The following is a 17,215-nucleotide window of genomic DNA, read 5'->3' as shown; positions in this document are numbered from 1 at the left end:
GGTTAATTCCAGCCTTCATCTTCAAGAACTGTTTTATAAGCCTGCCAAATCTTTTGTTGAGGTTTAGCAAATGGATAATCAGAAAATTCCTGAGGAGAAACCCAGCGAATTTCTCTGTCAGAAAACTGTTTTGAGTCTATCGCCTGGCCCGCTAGGATTTGAATATGCCATTTCCGATGACTAAATACATGCTTAACTTGATCAAATACTTGATGGGACCAATCAACTTCTAAATCATAATCTTGCTCAAAACTTTCTTGGGGTGTTGGACCGAAAGTAACGCTTTTTTCAGCGACCTGAGCAAACAGATTCAGCTGTTCCTCTTCCTGTGAAAACTCCTCTACTTCTATCAAGGGGAAATGCCAAAAACCAGCTAGCAGTTTCTCACTTTCGTTTTTCTCAAGTAGATATTGACCTTGAGCATTGCGCACAACCAAGGCCTTGAGATAGATTGGAAGAGGTTTTTTCTTGGGTTCTTTAATCGGATAAGAATCCATGGTTCCATTCTGATAGGCTGCACTAAATTCCTTAACAGGGCTTTCTTCTGGTCTAGGATTAACTGGCGCCTCTATGTCAGAACCCAAATCCATCAAAGCTTGGTTAAAGTCACCCGGCCGTTCTGGATCAATCAAGATTTCCATCATTGCCTGAAAAATTTTACGATTGCTAGGAACTCCGATATCATGATTGACCTCAAACAAGCGAGACAAAACTCGCATGACATTGCCATCAACTGCGGGCTCGGGTAAATTAAAAGCAATACTGGAAATTGCTCCCGCAGTATAAGGACCAATCCCTTTCAGACTGGAAATTCCTTCATAGGTGTTTGGAAATTGACCACCAAAGTCAGCCATAATCTGCTGGGCCGCAGCCTGCATATTACGCACTCGAGAATAATAACCCAACCCCTCCCATGCTTTCAACAAACGCTCTTCAGGCGCATGAGCCAAACTTTTAACAGTTGGAAACCAGTCCAAGAATCGTTCATAGTAGGGAATGACTGTATCCACTCTAGTCTGTTGGAGCATAATTTCAGAAACCCAGATATGATAAGGATTTTTACTTCTACGCCATGGTAAATCCCGTTTGTTTTCATCGTACCATTCGAGGAGTTTCTCACGAAAAGAAATGATTTTCTCCTCTGGCCACATATCAACACCGTATTCTTTCAAATCTAACATATATCTAGTATAACATAGAAGCTTCTAACTGTCCTTTTCTTTGTGCTAAAAAAGCCTCTTCTACGAGAGGAAGAGACTCCATTTCTTTATTGATTGATCGCCTGAGCTGCTGTGATGAGAGTCAATTTGTAAACATCATCTGGGTTACATCCACGTGATAGATCGTTGACTGGTTTATTCAATCCTTGTAAAACGGGACCGACAGCCGCAAAACCACCTAGACGTTCAGCTATCTTATAACCAATATTACCTGCTTCGATACCTGGAAAAATGAAGACATTTGCTTGACCTGCCACATTGCTCCCTGGAGCTTTTAGAGCTGCTGTTTCTGGGACAAAGGCTGCGTCAAATTGCAATTCTCCATCAATCTCAAGGTCAGGACGTAAGTCATGTGCCAGTTTAGTTGCTTCAACCACCTTGTCAACACTATCACCAAAACCAGAGCCTTTTGTAGAATAACTCAACATAGCGATTTTGGGTTCAATTCCAAACATTTTTGCAGTAATCGCTGAGTTGATAGCAATTTCAGCCAAAGCTTCCGCATCTGGATTGATGTTGAGGGCACAGTCACCAAACAAGTAACGTTCTGTACCACGTACCATAAGAAAGGCACCTGATGTCCGTGTAACATTTGGTCGTGTTTTAATAATCTGAAGAGCTGGACGAACAGTTGCAGCGGTTGAATGAGTGGCACCCGATACCATTCCATCTACTAAGCCCATATAGACAAGCATAACACCAAAGTAGTTAACATCTTTTAGCAAGACCTGGCGCGCTTCTTCTTCTGACATTTTTCCTTTACGACGTTCTACAAGTGCAACCACCATATCTTCAAATTGAGGATAGTGTTGTGGGTCAATCACTTCATAACCATCCATGATCCCTTCGATTTCAAGATAAATTTTAATTTTTGCAGGATTTCCAAGTAAAACAGGAACAACTTCTGTTTCTTTTACCAAGCGTTTTGTCGCTTGAAGGATACGAGGCTCTTCCCCTTCAGGTAGAACAATACGAGCATTTTTGCCAACTAAACTGGCTTTCAGACTTTCAAAAACTTCCATGAGTTTCTCCTTTAAGATAATTAATTATACTCAAAATAGATTTTAAAGAGTATTAGTTGATAACTGAGTGATAAGATTGTTAAAATCATCTGGCAAAGGGCTTTCCAGCTCCAGCTGACGCCCTAAGAAGGGATGATAAAATGATAAGGAATGGCAATGCAGGGCCTGGCGTTGAATACCGTCTTCTAGGCTACCACCATAGAGATCATCTCCCAGCAAGGGGAAGCCAATATGGGAAAAATGCACTCGGATCTGATGAGTTCGACCAGTATGCAGGCGAATATCGACTAGGTGAATTTTTCCATAAGACGCTACAACTTTATAAGATGTATGAGCGTATTTCCCACCTTTGGCGACTCGTCTCGTGATAATGGAGTCTTCATCACGCGCAATCGGGGCAATAATTTCCCCTTCAGGATCCAAAATACCAGCTCCTTTAACCAAAGCAAAATACCTTTTTTCGATAGACTTTCGTTGCAGTTGCTTGTCTAAACGTGCATGAGCATAGCCGTGCTTGGCAAAGAGCATCAAACCAGATGTATCTCTATCAAGCCTAGTCACGATGTGAACCTGCTGATTTTCATATTCCCGCTTGACATAGTAGCCCTTGATAAAATTGGCAATGGTATTAGAATGATTAACACTAGGAATAGAGGCTACTCCATAAGGCTTATTCAAAACCAGAAAATGGTCATCCTCATACAAGATATCCAGTGGTCGATCAATAGCTTCAAGGCTCTCAAACCCTTCCTCTGCTGGAATATCGATGGTCACCCTGTCTCCAACATCTAAGAGATACGTTGCATTCTGAGATTGGTCATTAACCAGAATAGCCCCACCTCGGAACTTAATCTTTGCCAAAAGTCCCTTAGAAACCTCGTGTTTCTTAAGAAAAGTTTTGACTTTGACATGTTCATCTGCGATAAATTCAAACCTCATTCGTCCACCTCGCCGATGAAGGCATCTTTGACACGATTCCAGAAACTAGTATGACTTGGTGTCGCTACGAAGTGAATCTTGTGATGGTCGATTTGATACTCAATCCGTTCAATATTACGGAAAGAATAAACGCTGTTATCGACTGATATCGTGTGGTAGTCATTACGAGTCGGAAAAAGCTCTATTTTATCTTTCTTCGGAACGATGATTGAAGAACCAAGTGTTCGATAAACTCTGTTGTTAAGACTCGCTATTTCAGTCAACTGCAAGGCTTCAATGGTAGGATGCAAGACAGCTCCACCCAAGGATTTGTTATAGGCAGTGCTTCCAGTTGGCGTTGAAACAGTCACACCATCTCCACGAAAGCGTTCAAATGGAACGTGGTTAATAATGATATCCGCAACCATGGTGCGATCAGACCTGCGGATGCTGGCTTCGTTTAATGCACGGAAGGTCTTAACTTCTCCGTTTTCAAGTGTCACCTTGACATTCAAAACAGGATAGGAAACCTTGGCACCAGTATCCAGTTGGAGATTGGTAACCAACTGGTCCAACTCAAAGTCACGATAATCTGTGTAAAATCCCAAGTGTCCTGTATGTACGCCAATAAATCGAACTTTATCTAACTGATTCTCGTACTTGTGAAATGCAGACAAAAGCATCCCATCCCCACCAATTGATATGACGATGTCAGGATTGGTGTCGTTGAGTATAAAATGATGTTTTTTCAACTGGTCTTTCAGCTCATACAAAACCTTTTGACTCTGGGGTTTTCTATTTGCAATCAGATCAATTCGTTTACCTGTATTCTTCATCTGTGTCGTCACTATTTCCTACACCGTCGTTTAGTTTTCTACTTAAAGGATCAAAGAGAGCCTGTGCTTCCTGAATATCATCACGAATTTTCCCCATTTCTTCATCCAATTGATGGGAAATTCTAGCTGTAATCTCCAAGCGTTTCTTGATCTCCTCTGGGAAATCCCCCTGATACTTATAATTGAGCGAATGCTCAATCGTAGCCCAAAAATTCATGGCTAAAGTCCGGATTTGAATCTCCGCCAGAATCGTCTTAACACCACTGATGGTGTCAACTGTATACTCTACCACCACATGATAGGAGCGATAGCCCGAAGCCTTCCGATGCGTGATGTAGTCACGTTCCTGTACTACTCTCATATCATGGCGTTTGCGTAAAATCGCAACAACTTCCTGAACATCATCGACGAACTGCACCATGACCCGCAAACCCGCGATATCCTGTAAGTCATGTTCCAAAGTATCGTAGCCAATCCCTCTGCGATTCATTTTTTCTTTGATACTTTCAATCGGTTTGACACGACCCGTTACAAACTCAATTGGAGAATGCTTATTTTGTTTACGATACTGTTTGCGAATCCCACGAAGTTTAATCTTCAATTCACCAACAGCTTGAATGTAAGGATCTAAAAATTCTTCCCATTCTATGGTCATATTTTCTCCCTTTTGGTATGTGATTGTGTTGTTTAAAATTTTTGATTTTTTCACTACAATCATATACAATAAATACATTGTCCATTATACCATAAATCGCTTTCAAAGATAAAAAAAAGGTTAGAAAAATGAAACATTTAGAAATTGAACTGAAAACACTACTGAAAAAAGAGGATTACGATCATTTAAAAGAACAGTTTTCCCATATCCAACCCGTCCTTCAGAAAAACTACTACATTGATACACCTGATTTTCAATTGCGTGAAAAAAAGGTTGCCATGCGCATTCGTATCTTTTCAGATTGGGCGGAGTTGACCTTGAAGGTGCCACAAACTGTAGGAAATATGGAATACAATCAGAAACTGAATCTTCCAGAGGCTGAATCTTACCTAGAAAAACAAATACTTCCTCAAGGACTCGTTCTAGAGGAACTTGCTAAGATTGGTATTCTAAGCCAAGACTGGTTTGTTCTGGGTTGTCTTGCAACTATTCGTTACGAAATGGAAACATCGATTGGTCTAATGGCACTAGATGAAAGCCACTACTTTGATCATACAGACTACGAACTGGAGCTTGAAGTCACAGACCATGAAAAAGGGAAAGCTGATTTTCAGAAATTCTTAGAAGAAAATCAGATCACTTATCAGAAAGCTCCTTCAAAATTAATTCGTTTTATTAAAAGCATGAAAAAATGCTGAAATAATCTCCTTTTTTTGGTAGAATAGAAAAGATAAAAATAAAAGAATCTCCCTTTGAAAAACAGAACTTTCTCAAAGGAGATTCACAAAGTTTACAGAGGACGGTCTATAATGTCAGATAGAAACAACATGAAACTTTTCACCCTAAACTCTAACCCAGAAATCGCTCAAAAGATTGCGGATACAGTTGGTGTACCTCTCGGAAAATTATCCTCTCGTCAATTTTCTGATGGTGAAATCCAGGTCAACATTGAAGAGAGTGTCCGCGGTTACGATGTCTACATCATCCAATCAACCAGCTACCCCGTTAGCAACCACTTGATGGAGTTGTTAATCATGGTCGATGCTTGTGTACGTGCAAGTGCTCATAGTATCAACGTTGTTCTTCCTTACTTTGGTTATGCTCGTCAGGATCGTATCGCTTCTTCTCGCGAACCCCTCACTGCAAAACTCGTTGCTAATATGCTCGTCAAAGCAGGTGTTAGCCGTGTTCTAACCCTTGATCTACATGCCGTTCAGGTGCAAGGTTTCTTTGACATTCCTGTAGACAATCTTTATACAATTCCTCTTTTTGCTAAACACTATTGTGACAAGGGCTTACTTGGACCAGATGTTGTTGTTGTTAGTCCTAAAAACTCTGGTGTCAAGCGCGCTCGTAGCTTAGCTGAATACCTAGATGCACCAATCGCAATCATCGACTATGCTCAAGATGACTCAGAGCGGAGCCAAGGATATATCATTGGAGATGTTGAGGGCAAGAAAGCTATCTTAATTGATGACATCCTAAACACTGGCCGTACCTTCTCAGAAGCGGCAAAAATCGTTGAGCGTGAAGGTGCAACTGAAATCTATGCGGTATCCAGTCATGGTCTCTTTGTAGAAGGCGCTGCTGATCTTCTTGATTCCACTAACATCAAAGAAATCCTTGTGACAGACTCAGTAGCCACAAAAGAAAGAACTCCGAAAAATGTGTGCTACATTACCGCTAGCGAATTGATCGGTGATGCGATTGTCCGCATCCACGAAAGAAAACCAGTCAGCCCACTCTTTGCATACAACAAAAAGAAATAAGGTGATTCTTTGATTTATTTGGACAATGCTGCTACTACTCCTATGTCAGCGACAGCCATAACAGCAATGACCAAGGTCATGCAAGAAACCCATGGGAATCCTTCTAGTATTCACAGTCATGGTCGTCAGGCTGGCAAACTGCTCCGTGAAGCGCGTCAAGAATTAGCCCACTTACTAGGAACCAAACCTCAACATATCTTTTTCACATCTGGTGGTACAGAAAGTAACAATACAGCTATTATCGGCTATTGTCTCCGCCATCAAGAATGTGGAAAACATATCATCACAACGGCTATTGAACACCATTCTGTACTTGAGACCATTGATTACCTGGTGCAACATTTTGGCTTTGAAGTAACCATCATTCAACCAGTGAATCAAGAAATCACTGCACAACAAATTCAAAAAGCTTTGCGTGACGATACCATTCTCGTTTCCACCATGTATGCTAATAATGAAACAGGCAGTCTCTTACCTATCGCTGAGATTGGACGTATTTTAAAAGAGCATCCTGCCGCTTATCATGTAGATGCTGTTCAAGCTATCGGGAAAATTCCTATCCATCCCGAGGAATTAGGAATTGATTTCCTCAGCGCTTCTGCCCACAAATTCCATGGACCCAAAGGAGTCGGATTTCTTTACGCTTCTTCCGCGGACTTTGATTCCTACCTCCACGGTGGGGACCAAGAACAAAAGAAACGGGCTGGAACAGAAAACCTTGCTGCCATTGTAGGGATGGTTGCTGCCCTCAAAGAAGACTTGGATCATCAGGCTGAGCATTACCAAAAACTAAGTGCACTCAAATCGACTTTTTTAGAAGAAATTGCAGGCCTCGACTACTATCTCAATGAAAGTCAACACCAACTCCCTTATGTTTTCAACATTGGCTTTCCTGGTCAAAAAAATGATTTGCTCTTGCTACGGTTAGACCTTGAAGGAATCTCAATTTCTACTGGTTCTGCTTGTACTGCTGGTGTTGTGCAAACTAGCCATGTCCTAGAGGCCCTTTATGGAGCCAATTCCCATCGCTTAAAAGAATCTGTCCGTATCAGTCTGTCTCCTCTTAATACTGAGGAGGAACTGAAACAACTGGCACAAACCTTAAAAAATATTATTGGAGATTAATCTAATGGCATTTGAAAAAACCATTAAACTACAAAACTGCCGCTACAACTATACACTTAACCCATCTGTCAAAAAATTCACACTAAAAGACAATACTTTCTTTGAAACAAAGGTAGGAAACTATGAACTGACTCGTCTACTTGAAAAAGTTCCTAATAGTGGTGAAGGTTTCCTACTAAAAATTATCATCAACAAAGAGCTTACAGGTGTTAAAATTAATATCACTGACAAATCAGGTCTTCGTTTGGTCAATATCTTTAAATCTGAAGAACACCATATCCACCAAGAGAAATTCTACTTCCTCATGGACAGTTTAGTAGAACGCGGTATCTTCACTAAAGAAGAAAGATAATTGACTATGTTTCGTTTGACTTATAAAGATAACTATCAAGTAGAACGCACACTTGAATTTGCCGATTACGAAGAGCTTATGCTATCACTATCAGGCTGTGTCACCCTACCCGACACTCTCCTAATCAGCTCCTTAACACTGAATGATAAAGTGATTTATCAAGGATTAGTTGGCGATCTCTACCGTTTTTTATCACAAACTAATTTTTCAGATTAAAACTAAGAATTCTCTTAGTTTTTTCTTGTTTTTGTTGATTTTTTCACAATGTTTCTATAAAATAGAAGAATAGAAAGGTTGTGATTTTGTGAAAGATAAACAGTCTGCTATTCCAAAAGCAACAGCAAAAAGACTCTCTCTTTACTATCGAATTTTCAAGAGATTTCATGCAGAAAAAATTGAACGTGCCAACTCTAAGCAAATTGCAGAGGCTATTGGTATCGATTCTGCAACTGTCCGCCGAGATTTTTCCTATTTTGGTGAACTTGGTCGTCGTGGTTTTGGTTACGATGTCAAAAAATTGATGACGTTTTTTGCTGACCTCCTTAATGATAACTCGATTACTAATGTTATGTTGGTTGGAATTGGCAATATGGGGCATGCCCTTCTCCACTACCGCTTCCATGAGCGCAACAAGATGAAGATTATCATGGCCTTTGACCTAGATGACCATCCAGAAGTTGGCACCCAGACACCTGATGGTATTCCAATCTATGGTATCTCACAGATTAAAGAAAAAATTAAAGAAGCAGATGTTAAAACTGCTATCCTAACAGTTCCAAGTGTTAAATCACAAGAAGTTGCCAATCTTTTGGTTGATGCAGGTATAAAAGGTATTCTCAGCTTTTCCCCTGTTCACCTTCACCTCCCAAAAGATGTGGTCGTTCAGTATGTCGATTTGACAAGTGAACTCCAAACTCTCCTCTATTTTATGCGTAAAGAGGATTAGAAAGCGAAAGCATTTATGAAAAAACCAGTTATTGGGATTACAGGAAATGAAAAAGCTCATCCAGATGATGATGTCATGATGAGCTATGCGGCAAAAGGCTTTGTTGAAGGAGTCAAGGATGCTGGCGGAATTCCAATCATCCTACCGATTGGTGATCAAGAAATGGCTGCCTATTACATCAGTATCATTGATAAGCTCATCCTAACGGGTGGGCAAAATGTTGATCCAAAATACTATGGTGAACCAAAAGCTATTGATAGTGATGACTACCACCTTCAAAGAGATATTTTTGAACTAGCACTTATCAAAGAAGCGATTAAACAAAAGAAACCAATTTTCTCTGTTTGTCGAGGTACTCAACTTTTCAATGTTGCCATGGGGGGCACGCTTCACCAAGATATTGAAGATCATTGGCAGGACTGTTCAGCCGAATACACGACCCAACGCCTCGTAACGGAACCTGATACCATTCTCCGAGAAATCTATGGAGAAATCTCTCACATCAACTCCTTCCATCACCAGAGCATAAAAGATCTAGCTTCAAATCTTAAGGTTGTAGCACATGATCCTAAAGATGGAATCATTGAGGCTGTGACAACTACGGACGGCTTTCCTTATCTTGGTGTCCAATGGCATCCTGAATTTCTATTTGAAAATCGCCCCAAAGATAAAACATTGTTTGACTATGTCGTTAATGAACTCTAGATCATATCAGTCTTTTCACGGTAACTAAAGTAATCCGAGTGTGAGACGATCAGATGGTCCAAGAAAACTATTCCCATCAGTTCACAAGCTTCCTTGACCAGCTTAGTGACATGGTCGTCATTTCGACTAGGAGATACGGCACCAGATGGATGGTTATGAACGAGAATCACAGAGGTGGCCATATGCTTAATGGCATAGTGAAGGATTTCCCTCGGTTCAGCAATACTACGTGTTGCAGATCCGATAAAGATGGTCTGCTGATGAATGATTTGATTTTGAGTATTGAGATAGAGCGCCACTAGGTGCTCTTGTTTTTTGTCTCCAAGTTCCTGTTGCATTTTCTTGGCTAGCTTTTGACTACTGAGAATACTTTCCATCTCAAGTGTTTCATGTTTGTGAATACGATGCCCTAGTTCAATTACCGCTTGTAGTTCAATGGCTTTAATACGTCCAATACCAGACAGACTTTGCAATTCCTGCAGAGTCATTTTTTTCAAATCAGTTAAGCTGTTGAGACTATTCAAGACTTTTTGGGCAATTTCAAAAACGTTGGCCTGACGTGTTCCAGTTCTGAGCAGAATGGCTAACAATTCTTGATTGCTCAGAGCCCCTACTCCTTCTTTAACCAGTTTTTCTCTCGGCAAAAGTGAATCTTCTTGGAATGAAATACTATACATAAAAATCCTCCTCACTTTATTATTCGTGAGAAGGATGGAAAATTAGATTTTTTTCTCAATTGGGGCTACACTGGCTAGAAGTTTTTTCAGCCCTACTTCTGGGAAATTGATTTTCAATTCCTGAGTATCACCACTACCTGAAACTTCCAGAACAGTTCCCTCACCCCACTTCTTATGGAGAGCAATATCTCCAATAGACCAGCTTGTATCAGTCGAATCTTTTTTATTTCCAGCTGCAAACTGTCCAAATGGGAGACCACTTGACTGGATAGAGCTTGGTGCAGCATTGCGTTTCCGTCCTTGAAGAGCCTGAGCCAAACTCATTCCTTGACCGAAAGCAATCCCACCACTGCTATAAGATGCCTTGAAGCTGGTATTAGCTGGACGAGCCAAGCCCTGATACTCAAGTAAGTCCGAACTAATTTCATTGATGAAACGTGTTGGACGGTTATAGTTGGTACGCCCAAAAAGCAAGCGTGAGTTTGCATTGGTCAGATAAAGAATCTTTTCTGCGCGTGTGATACCTACATATGCCAAACGGCGTTCTTCTTCTAGCTCATCAGGATCTTCAGCTGCGCGACTAAGCGGAAAGACATTTTCCTCCATCCCGATGATAAAGACAACTGGGAACTCAAGTCCCTTAGCAGCATGCAGGGTCATCAAGGTCACTTCTGACGTCTCCTGACTGCCTGAATCTGTATCGGCAATCAAAGCCAAGTCATTCAAGAAACGACTCAATTTGTCCAAACCTGTTTCATCTTCCTGACTATCAGGATTGTCATCAAAGTTCTTGGTAACAGAAAGAAATTCCTCGATGTTTTCAACTCGAGCCTTGCTTTCCAGGGTCGCCTGAGCATTAAGAATATCGACATAACCTGTTTTTTCTAGGACAGCCTCAACCAGCTCAGTAATGCTTAATTGATCCAGTTGCTCCCGCAAATCCAGAATCATATTGGCGAAATCCCAGATAGACTGGGCTGCCTTACCCTTGATTCCTGATAACATGATATTTGCTGAAGCGTCTAGCATGGACAGGTCTTGCATATTAGCAAAGTCACGAATTTTTTCAACGGTTCCTGGGCCAATTCCGCGTTTAGGCTCGTTGATAATGCGCTCAAAACTGATATTATCACTCAAATTGGCAATGAGGTTAAGGTAGGCGATAATATCACGGATTTCTTTACGGCTGTAGAACTTGGTTCCGCCGACCATAGTATAAGGAATATTGGACTTTAGGAGAGCCTCCTCAATAGTACGGGATTGCGCATTAGTTCGATAAAGAACTGCAAAATCCTTGTGGAGGAAGTTTTGACTGCGACCAAGTTCATCGATGGTTTTGGCTACAAAAACAGCCTCGTCTTGTTCGTCATTTGCACGATAATAAACGATTTGCTCCCCATCGGCATTCTGGGTCCAGAGATTCTTGGGACGACGATTTTTATTGTTTTTGATGACATCGTTGGCTGCTTGAAGAATGGTTTTGGTTGAACGATAATTCTCCTCCAACAAAACGACCTTGGCTTGAGGGTAATCCTTTTCGAAGTCCAAAATATTCTGCATATCAGCACCACGCCAACCATAGATGGACTGGTCCGCATCACCGACCACGCAGATGTTTTTAAAGCGTGAAGCCAAGAGTTTGACCAATTGGTACTGGGCATGGTTAGTATCTTGGTACTCATCAACATGAATGTACTGGAACTTCTGCTGGTAGTAGGTCAAAACATCAGGATTCTGATCAAAGAGGCGCAGGGTCAACATAATCAAATCATCAAAGTCAACCGATTCTGACTGACGAAGTTCTTTTTGATAGGCTGTGTAACACTGGGCCACGATTTGCGTGTACATGTCACCAGCTTGAGCAGCATAAGCCACATCATCGATCAAATCATTCTTAGCATTGGAAATAGTCCCCAAAATGGTCCGTTCATTCCATTTTTTCGGATCCAAGTTTAACTGCTTGAGAATACGTTTCATGAGAGTTCTCTGTTCCCCAGGATCTACAATAGTAAAATTACGATTGTAGCCAATATGATCTGCATCACGACGCAGAATACGAACACACATGGAGTGAAAGGTCGCAATCAGACAGTCCTGAGTTGCTGGATTGAGCCCATAGGCACGCTCCTTCATCTCACGCGCTGCCTTGTTGGTAAAGGTAATGGCCAAGATATTCCAAGGATTGACCATCTTTTCATCAATCAAGTAGGCGATACGATGGGTCAAAACTCGGGTCTTTCCAGAACCAGCCCCAGCCATGATTAACAAGGGGCCTTCTGTTGTTTGTACAGCTTCAGCCTGACGGTCATTCATTCCATTCAATAATGCGTTCATTTTCTCTTCCTTACTCTTGAAGTCAATGTTTCTATTATATCAGAAATCAGGGAAAATATCTTTACCTAGACTGGTTGCGTGTGGAAGAAAACTCTCTCATCAGCTGAAGACAACTCCTTATATCTAGATAAGAAAATGAGCTTGGAAAGCATTTCCAAACTCATTTAAAATCAATTTTAATATACTAGAACAATCCTAGAACGGTTCCGTCACTTTCAACATCCATATTGAGGGCTGCTGGGCGTTTTGGAAGTCCTGGCATGGTCATGACATCACCAGTTAAGGCAACGATGAAGCCTGCACCTAATTTTGGTACCAATTCACGAATGGTAATTTCAAAGTTTTCAGGCGCTCCAAGCGCATTTGGGTTGTCTGAGAAACTATATTGAGTCTTAGCCATACAGATTGGCAATTTGTCCCAACCATTCTGAACGATTTGGGCGATTTGTGTTTGAGCTTTCTTCTCAAAATTCACTTTGCTACCACGGTAGATTTCAGTGACAATCTTTTCAATCTTTTCTTGTACAGAAAGGTCATTGTCATAAAGACGAGTGTAGTTGGCTGGATTTTCTGCGATAGTCTTGACAAGCGTTTCGGCAAGCGCTACGCCTCCTTCTGCGCCATTGGCCCAGACACTTGCCAACTCAACTGGCACATCAATTGAAGCGCAGAGTTCTTTCAAGGCTGAGATTTCAGCTTCTGTATCAGAGACAAATTCGTTAATAGCCACAACTGCTGGAATACCGAACTTACGGATGTTCTCAACGTGACGTTTCAAGTTAGCAAAACCTGCGCGAACTGCTTCTACGTTTTCTTCTGTCAAAGCATCTTTTGCAACGCCACCATTCATCTTAAGGGCACGAAGGGTTGCAACGATGACTACCGCATCTGGAGAAGTTGGCAAGTTTGGTGTCTTAATATCAAGGAATTTCTCAGCACCAAGGTCCGCACCAAAACCAGCTTCAGTAACAGTATAATCAGCCAACCGAAGGGCTGTGCTTGTCGCCAAAACAGAGTTACATCCATGAGCAATATTGGCAAATGGTCCACCGTGTACAAAGGCTGGTGTACCATAAATTGTTTGAACCAAGTTCGGTTTGATAGCATCTTTCAAGATTAATGCTAAAGCACCTTCTACCTGCAGATCACCAACAGAAACAGGGGTACGGTCATAGCGATATCCGATAACGATATTAGCCAAACGGCGTTTCAAGTCTTCAATGTCCGTCGCCAAGCAAAGGATGGCCATGATTTCAGAAGCAACTGTAATGTCAAAACCGTCCTCGCGTGGAATACCATTTAGAGGGCCACCAAGTCCAACGGTCACATGACGAAGAGCACGGTCGTTCAAGTCCACTACACGCTTCCAAAGAATACGACGTTGATCAATTCCCAGCTCATTTCCTTGGTGCAAGTGGTTGTCAATCAAGGCAGAAAGGGCATTGTTAGCAGTTGTGATGGCATGCATGTCTCCAGTAAAGTGGAGATTGATGTCTTCCATTGGAAGAACTTGCGCATACCCACCACCAGCTGCACCACCCTTAATACCCATTACTGGACCAAGAGATGGTTCGCGAATGGCAATCATGGTTTTTTTACCAATCTTATTCAAGGCATCCGCCAGACCAATGGTAATAGTTGACTTCCCTTCACCTGCAGGTGTTGGATTGATGGCAGTAACCAAGATCAATTTGCCAACTGGATTGTTCTCTACCGCACGAATTTTATCAAAACTGAGCTTAGCCTTGTACTTTCCGTACAACTCCAAATCATCGTAAGAAATACCAAGTTTCTCCACAACATCTACGATTGGCTTTAGCTCAATACTCTGTGCGATTTCAATATCTGTTTTCATAGCAAACTCCTCTAACCTCTAATGTGATAATTCATTATAACACAAAATGAGATTTTTAACACCCTTAAACTCTTAAAACGTTCGTAAATATCAATATTTTAGGGGATATAATAGTGCTTTTTAAAATTTTATATGCTTTTATAGCTTTAGACTATAGTATTCCTTGATTTTAGCAAAAATTGATCGCTTTCATTTTACTTACCGTTTATTTTTGTGTACAATAGTCCTATGAAAATTTTAGTTACGTCGGGCGGTACGAGTGAAGCTATTGATAGCGTCCGCTCTATCACGAACCATTCCACAGGTCGCTTGGGAAAAATCATCACAGAAACCTTGCTTGCTTCTGGTCATGAGGTTTGTTTGATAACAACTACCAGAGCTCTTAAGCCAGAACCTCATCCCCATTTAACCATTCGAGAAATCAAAAATACTCATGATCTTCTTTTAGAGATGAAAGAGCGAGTTCCGAATTATCAGGTCCTGATTCATTCTATGGCAGTTTCTGACTACACTCCTGTTTATATGACAGGGCTGGCAGAAGTTCAGGCTAGCTCCAATCTAGAAGAATTTTTAAGCAAGCAGAACCATCAGGCTAAGATTTCTTCAACTGATGAGGTGCAGGTTTTATTTCTGAAAAAAACACCCAAAATCATCTCTCTAGTCAAGGAATGGAATCCTGCCATTCATCTGATTGGCTTTAAACTGCTGGTTGATGTCTCTGAGGATTATCTCATAGAAATTGCTAGACAGAGTCTTATAAAGAACCAAGCAGACTTGATCATAGCAAATGACCTTACTCAAATCTCAGCAAATCAGCATCGGGCAATCTTTGTTGAGAAAGATCAGCTTCAAACAGTCCATACTAAAGAAGAAATTGCAGAACTCCTCCTTGAAAAAATTCAAGCCTATCATTCATAGAAAGGAAAGCCATGGCAAACATTCTGATCGCAGTGACAGGTTCCATCGCCTCCTATAAAGCAGCTGACCTAGTCAGTTCCTTGAAAAAACAAGGCCATGATGTCACTGTCTTAATGACTCAGGCCGCTACAGAGTTTATCCAGCCTTTGACACTACAGGTACTCTCACAGAATCCAGTTCACCTTGATGTCATGCAGGAACCCTATCCTGATCAAGTCAATCATATTGAAAGAGGCAAAGAAACCGACCTTTTTATCGTCGTCCCTGCTACCGCTAATACCATTGCCAAACTAGCACATGGTTTTGCGGATAACATGGTTACGAGTACAGCTCTTGCCCTGCCAGACCACGTCAAAAAGTTAGTCGCACCAGCCATGAATACAAAAATGTATGACCATCCGGCAACTCAGGCTAATCTAAAAACATTAGAGACCTATGGTTATCAGATTATCTCTCCAAAGGAATCTCTACTAGCCTGTGGCGATTACGGAAAAGGCGCCCTAGCTGACCTGAATACTATTTTAGAAAGAATAAAGGAAACCCTCGATGAACAAACGCTCTAACATTGCTCCAATTGCTATCTTTTTTGCGACCATGTTGGTCATTCACTTTCTGAGCTCACTCTTATTCAATCTATTCCCATTTCCAATCAAACCAACCATCGTGCATATTCCGGTAATCATTGCAAGTATTATTTACGGCCCTCGAGTTGGAGTTACACTTGGTTTTCTTATGGGGCTATTGAGCTTGACGGTAAACACGATTACCATCCTTCCAACCAGCTACCTCTTCTCACCATTCGTACCGAACGGAAATATCTATTCTGCGATTATCGCTATTGTCCCTCGCGTTTTGATTGGGCTGACACCTTACTTGGTTTATAAATTATTTAAAAACAGAACGGGTCTCATCTTTGCTGGTGCTCTCGGTTCCCTTACAAACACCGTCTTTGTCCTCGGGGGAATCTTCTTCCTTTTTGGAAATGTCTTCGATGGCAATATCCAAAAACTCCTAGCAACTGTCATCTCTACAAACTCAATTGCTGAACTCCTCATCTCAGCCATCCTAACTGTAGCAATTGTCCCACGTCTCGAAACCTTGAAGAAATAAAAAAACAACTCCACTTTCGTCCTGAAGGTGGAATTTTAGTTTTCACCAGTAAAGGCTCATCTTCTACTTATAAATAGTTATTTACCAAGGAGTCATTAGTTCAAGATTTTGAAAATATATGAAAATCCTTTGAATATACCACCTATACTTTTGAAAATTTTCAATAAAATCAAAATAAATTCTTGACATATCTGACTATTTATTGTACTATACTTGTGTATATACAGATAAATGGAGGTTCTTATGGATATACGAAAAAAAAACGCAGTTTATGACCATGACTGCCCTACTCACAGCAATCGCAATTTTGATTCCGATCATTATGCCTTTTAAAATCGTCATCCCGCCAGCTTCTTATACCTTGGGAAGTCATATCGCCATCTTTATCGCCATGTTCCTATCACCTTTGATGGCTGCTTTTGTGATCATCGCTTCTAGTCTCGGCTTCCTGATGGCAGGCTATCCCATGGTTATCGTTCTGCGCGCTTTTTCTCACATCGTTTTTGGTACTTTGGGAGCATTTTACTTAAAAAAATTCCCTGAAACCTTGGATAAACCAAAGGCATCTTGGATTTTTAACTTTGTTTTAGGTGTTGTTCATGCTATCGCTGAAGTACTAGCTTGTATCATCTTCTATGCTACCTCAGGGACAAACATTGAAAATATGTTTTATGTTCTCTTTGTCCTAGTTGGTTTTGGAACAATTGTTCACAGTATGGTAGACTATACATTAGCACTGGCTGTATTTAAAGTGCTCCGAAAACGTCACTAAA

Annotated in this window: 19 protein-coding genes; 11 read left to right on the top strand and 8 right to left on the bottom strand. The window is 41.1% G+C overall.

Features of this window, described 5'->3' with window-relative positions:
* Positions 1-2: 2 nt before the first annotated feature.
* The 5 genes from mutY to yjbM all read right to left on the bottom strand — a co-directional run bounded on the left by mutY (position 3) and on the right by yjbM (position 4,651).
* Entirely contained in the window at positions 3-1,181 is a 1,179-nt protein-coding gene (gene mutY, locus EJF26_RS02270; RefSeq protein ID WP_000886162.1) for an A/G-specific adenine glycosylase, read from the bottom strand.
* 86 nt (positions 1,182-1,267) lie between these two features.
* On the bottom strand, positions 1,268-2,242 hold the full coding sequence (gene pta, locus EJF26_RS02265) for a phosphate acetyltransferase (protein WP_000451594.1): 975 nt from the start codon (positions 2,240-2,242) through the stop codon (positions 1,268-1,270).
* A gap of 42 nt (positions 2,243-2,284) precedes the next feature.
* Complete coding sequence (locus tag EJF26_RS02260) at positions 2,285-3,181, bottom strand: RluA family pseudouridine synthase (protein WP_001209998.1); 897 nt, start codon at positions 3,179-3,181, stop codon at positions 2,285-2,287.
* A complete protein-coding gene (locus tag EJF26_RS02255) occupies positions 3,178-3,996 on the bottom strand; it encodes an NAD kinase (protein ID WP_000799044.1) in 819 nt (272 codons plus the stop codon). Before EJF26_RS02255 ends, EJF26_RS02260 begins: the two co-directional genes overlap by 4 nt.
* The gene (gene yjbM, locus EJF26_RS02250; RefSeq protein WP_000151563.1) at positions 3,980-4,651 is read right to left on the bottom strand and encodes a GTP diphosphokinase; all 672 of its coding nucleotides are present in this window, start codon (positions 4,649-4,651) and stop codon (positions 3,980-3,982) included. Before yjbM ends, EJF26_RS02255 begins: the two co-directional genes overlap by 17 nt.
* 128 nt (positions 4,652-4,779) lie before the next feature.
* Between yjbM and EJF26_RS02245 the strand changes: the two genes are divergently transcribed.
* From EJF26_RS02245 to EJF26_RS02215, 7 genes are all read left to right on the top strand, one after another.
* On the top strand, positions 4,780-5,349 hold the full coding sequence (locus EJF26_RS02245; protein WP_000681300.1) for a CYTH domain-containing protein: 570 nt from the start codon (positions 4,780-4,782) through the stop codon (positions 5,347-5,349).
* Positions 5,350-5,460: 111 nt separating this feature from the next.
* A complete protein-coding gene (locus EJF26_RS02240; RefSeq protein WP_001283845.1) occupies positions 5,461-6,420 on the top strand; it encodes a ribose-phosphate diphosphokinase in 960 nt (319 codons plus the stop codon).
* Positions 6,421-6,429: 9 nt separating this feature from the next.
* Complete coding sequence (locus tag EJF26_RS02235; RefSeq protein WP_000639641.1) at positions 6,430-7,545, top strand: cysteine desulfurase family protein; 1,116 nt, start codon at positions 6,430-6,432, stop codon at positions 7,543-7,545.
* 4 nt (positions 7,546-7,549) lie between these two features.
* Positions 7,550-7,897, top strand: coding sequence for a DUF1831 domain-containing protein (locus tag EJF26_RS02230; RefSeq protein WP_000863529.1), 348 nt, complete (start codon positions 7,550-7,552; stop codon positions 7,895-7,897).
* A 6-nt stretch (positions 7,898-7,903) separates the two neighbouring features.
* Complete coding sequence (locus EJF26_RS02225) at positions 7,904-8,113, top strand: DUF4649 family protein (RefSeq protein ID WP_000489415.1); 210 nt, start codon at positions 7,904-7,906, stop codon at positions 8,111-8,113.
* An 88-nt stretch (positions 8,114-8,201) separates the two neighbouring features.
* Entirely contained in the window at positions 8,202-8,843 is a 642-nt protein-coding gene (locus EJF26_RS02220; protein WP_000653419.1) for a redox-sensing transcriptional repressor Rex, read from the top strand.
* A gap of 15 nt (positions 8,844-8,858) precedes the next feature.
* A complete protein-coding gene (locus EJF26_RS02215) occupies positions 8,859-9,548 on the top strand; it encodes a gamma-glutamyl-gamma-aminobutyrate hydrolase family protein (RefSeq protein WP_000743327.1) in 690 nt (229 codons plus the stop codon).
* On the opposite strand, the gene radC is transcribed toward EJF26_RS02215, so the two are convergent.
* The 3 genes from radC to EJF26_RS02200 form a co-directional block, all read right to left on the bottom strand.
* On the bottom strand, positions 9,545-10,225 hold the full coding sequence (gene radC / locus EJF26_RS02210) for a RadC family protein (RefSeq protein WP_000286915.1): 681 nt from the start codon (positions 10,223-10,225) through the stop codon (positions 9,545-9,547). The two genes, EJF26_RS02215 and radC, sit on opposite strands and share 4 nt — an antisense overlap.
* Positions 10,226-10,267: 42 nt before the next feature.
* Positions 10,268-12,559 (bottom strand): DNA helicase PcrA, encoded by a 2,292-nt coding sequence (gene pcrA / locus EJF26_RS02205; RefSeq protein WP_000992900.1) that lies wholly within the window; start codon positions 12,557-12,559, stop codon positions 10,268-10,270.
* 184 nt (positions 12,560-12,743) lie between these two features.
* A complete protein-coding gene (locus EJF26_RS02200) occupies positions 12,744-14,414 on the bottom strand; it encodes a formate--tetrahydrofolate ligase (protein WP_000845245.1) in 1,671 nt (556 codons plus the stop codon).
* Between the two features lie 228 nt (positions 14,415-14,642).
* Here EJF26_RS02200 and coaB point away from each other — a divergent pair, with 228 nt between their 5' ends.
* The 4 genes from coaB (at position 14,643) to EJF26_RS02180 (ending at position 17,214) form a co-directional block, all read left to right on the top strand.
* Positions 14,643-15,332: a phosphopantothenate--cysteine ligase gene (gene coaB, locus EJF26_RS02195; protein ID WP_000699527.1), complete on the top strand. Its 690-nt coding sequence runs from the start codon at positions 14,643-14,645 to the stop codon at positions 15,330-15,332.
* Between the two features lie 11 nt (positions 15,333-15,343).
* The gene (gene coaC, locus EJF26_RS02190) at positions 15,344-15,895 is read left to right on the top strand and encodes a phosphopantothenoylcysteine decarboxylase (RefSeq protein WP_001274051.1); all 552 of its coding nucleotides are present in this window, start codon (positions 15,344-15,346) and stop codon (positions 15,893-15,895) included.
* Positions 15,879-16,442, top strand: a complete 564-nt coding sequence (locus EJF26_RS02185; RefSeq protein WP_001042714.1) for an ECF transporter S component — start codon at positions 15,879-15,881, stop codon at positions 16,440-16,442. Before coaC ends, EJF26_RS02185 begins: the two co-directional genes overlap by 17 nt.
* A gap of 271 nt (positions 16,443-16,713) precedes the next feature.
* Positions 16,714-17,214 (top strand): hypothetical protein, encoded by a 501-nt coding sequence (locus EJF26_RS02180; protein ID WP_143888985.1) that lies wholly within the window; start codon positions 16,714-16,716, stop codon positions 17,212-17,214.
* Position 17,215 lies beyond the last annotated feature (1 nt).

Origin of the sequence: Streptococcus oralis subsp. dentisani, assembly GCF_007475365.1 — a bacterium.
Classification (GTDB): Bacteria; Bacillota; Bacilli; order Lactobacillales; family Streptococcaceae; genus Streptococcus; species Streptococcus mitis_AX.
This window is presented reverse-complemented; position numbering and strand designations above follow the sequence as displayed.

Bases quoted from the DNA above. Each gene is read 5' to 3' on its own strand.
- EJF26_RS02240 (WP_001283845.1), top strand. From the start codon at position 5,461: ATGTCAGATAGAAACAACATGAAACTTTTCACCCTAAACTCTAACCCA.
- EJF26_RS02255 (WP_000799044.1), bottom strand. From the start codon at position 3,996: ATGAAGAATACAGGTAAACGAATTGATCTGATTGCAAATAGAAAACCC.
- radC (WP_000286915.1), bottom strand. From the start codon at position 10,225: ATGTATAGTATTTCATTCCAAGAAGATTCACTTTTGCCGAGAGAAAAA.
- EJF26_RS02180 (WP_143888985.1), top strand. From the start codon at position 16,714: ATGACCATGACTGCCCTACTCACAGCAATCGCAATTTTGATTCCGATC.
- EJF26_RS02245 (WP_000681300.1), top strand. From the start codon at position 4,780: ATGAAACATTTAGAAATTGAACTGAAAACACTACTGAAAAAAGAGGAT.
- EJF26_RS02215 (WP_000743327.1), top strand. From the start codon at position 8,859: ATGAAAAAACCAGTTATTGGGATTACAGGAAATGAAAAAGCTCATCCA.
- EJF26_RS02260 (WP_001209998.1), bottom strand. From the start codon at position 3,181: ATGAGGTTTGAATTTATCGCAGATGAACATGTCAAAGTCAAAACTTTT.
- EJF26_RS02230 (WP_000863529.1), top strand. From the start codon at position 7,550: ATGGCATTTGAAAAAACCATTAAACTACAAAACTGCCGCTACAACTAT.
- coaC (WP_001274051.1), top strand. From the start codon at position 15,344: ATGGCAAACATTCTGATCGCAGTGACAGGTTCCATCGCCTCCTATAAA.
- mutY (WP_000886162.1), bottom strand. From the start codon at position 1,181: ATGTTAGATTTGAAAGAATACGGTGTTGATATGTGGCCAGAGGAGAAA.
- coaB (WP_000699527.1), top strand. From the start codon at position 14,643: ATGAAAATTTTAGTTACGTCGGGCGGTACGAGTGAAGCTATTGATAGC.
- EJF26_RS02185 (WP_001042714.1), top strand. From the start codon at position 15,879: ATGAACAAACGCTCTAACATTGCTCCAATTGCTATCTTTTTTGCGACC.
- yjbM (WP_000151563.1), bottom strand. From the start codon at position 4,651: ATGACCATAGAATGGGAAGAATTTTTAGATCCTTACATTCAAGCTGTT.
- pta (WP_000451594.1), bottom strand. From the start codon at position 2,242: ATGGAAGTTTTTGAAAGTCTGAAAGCCAGTTTAGTTGGCAAAAATGCT.
- EJF26_RS02200 (WP_000845245.1), bottom strand. From the start codon at position 14,414: ATGAAAACAGATATTGAAATCGCACAGAGTATTGAGCTAAAGCCAATC.
- EJF26_RS02225 (WP_000489415.1), top strand. From the start codon at position 7,904: ATGTTTCGTTTGACTTATAAAGATAACTATCAAGTAGAACGCACACTT.
- pcrA (WP_000992900.1), bottom strand. From the start codon at position 12,559: ATGAACGCATTATTGAATGGAATGAATGACCGTCAGGCTGAAGCTGTA.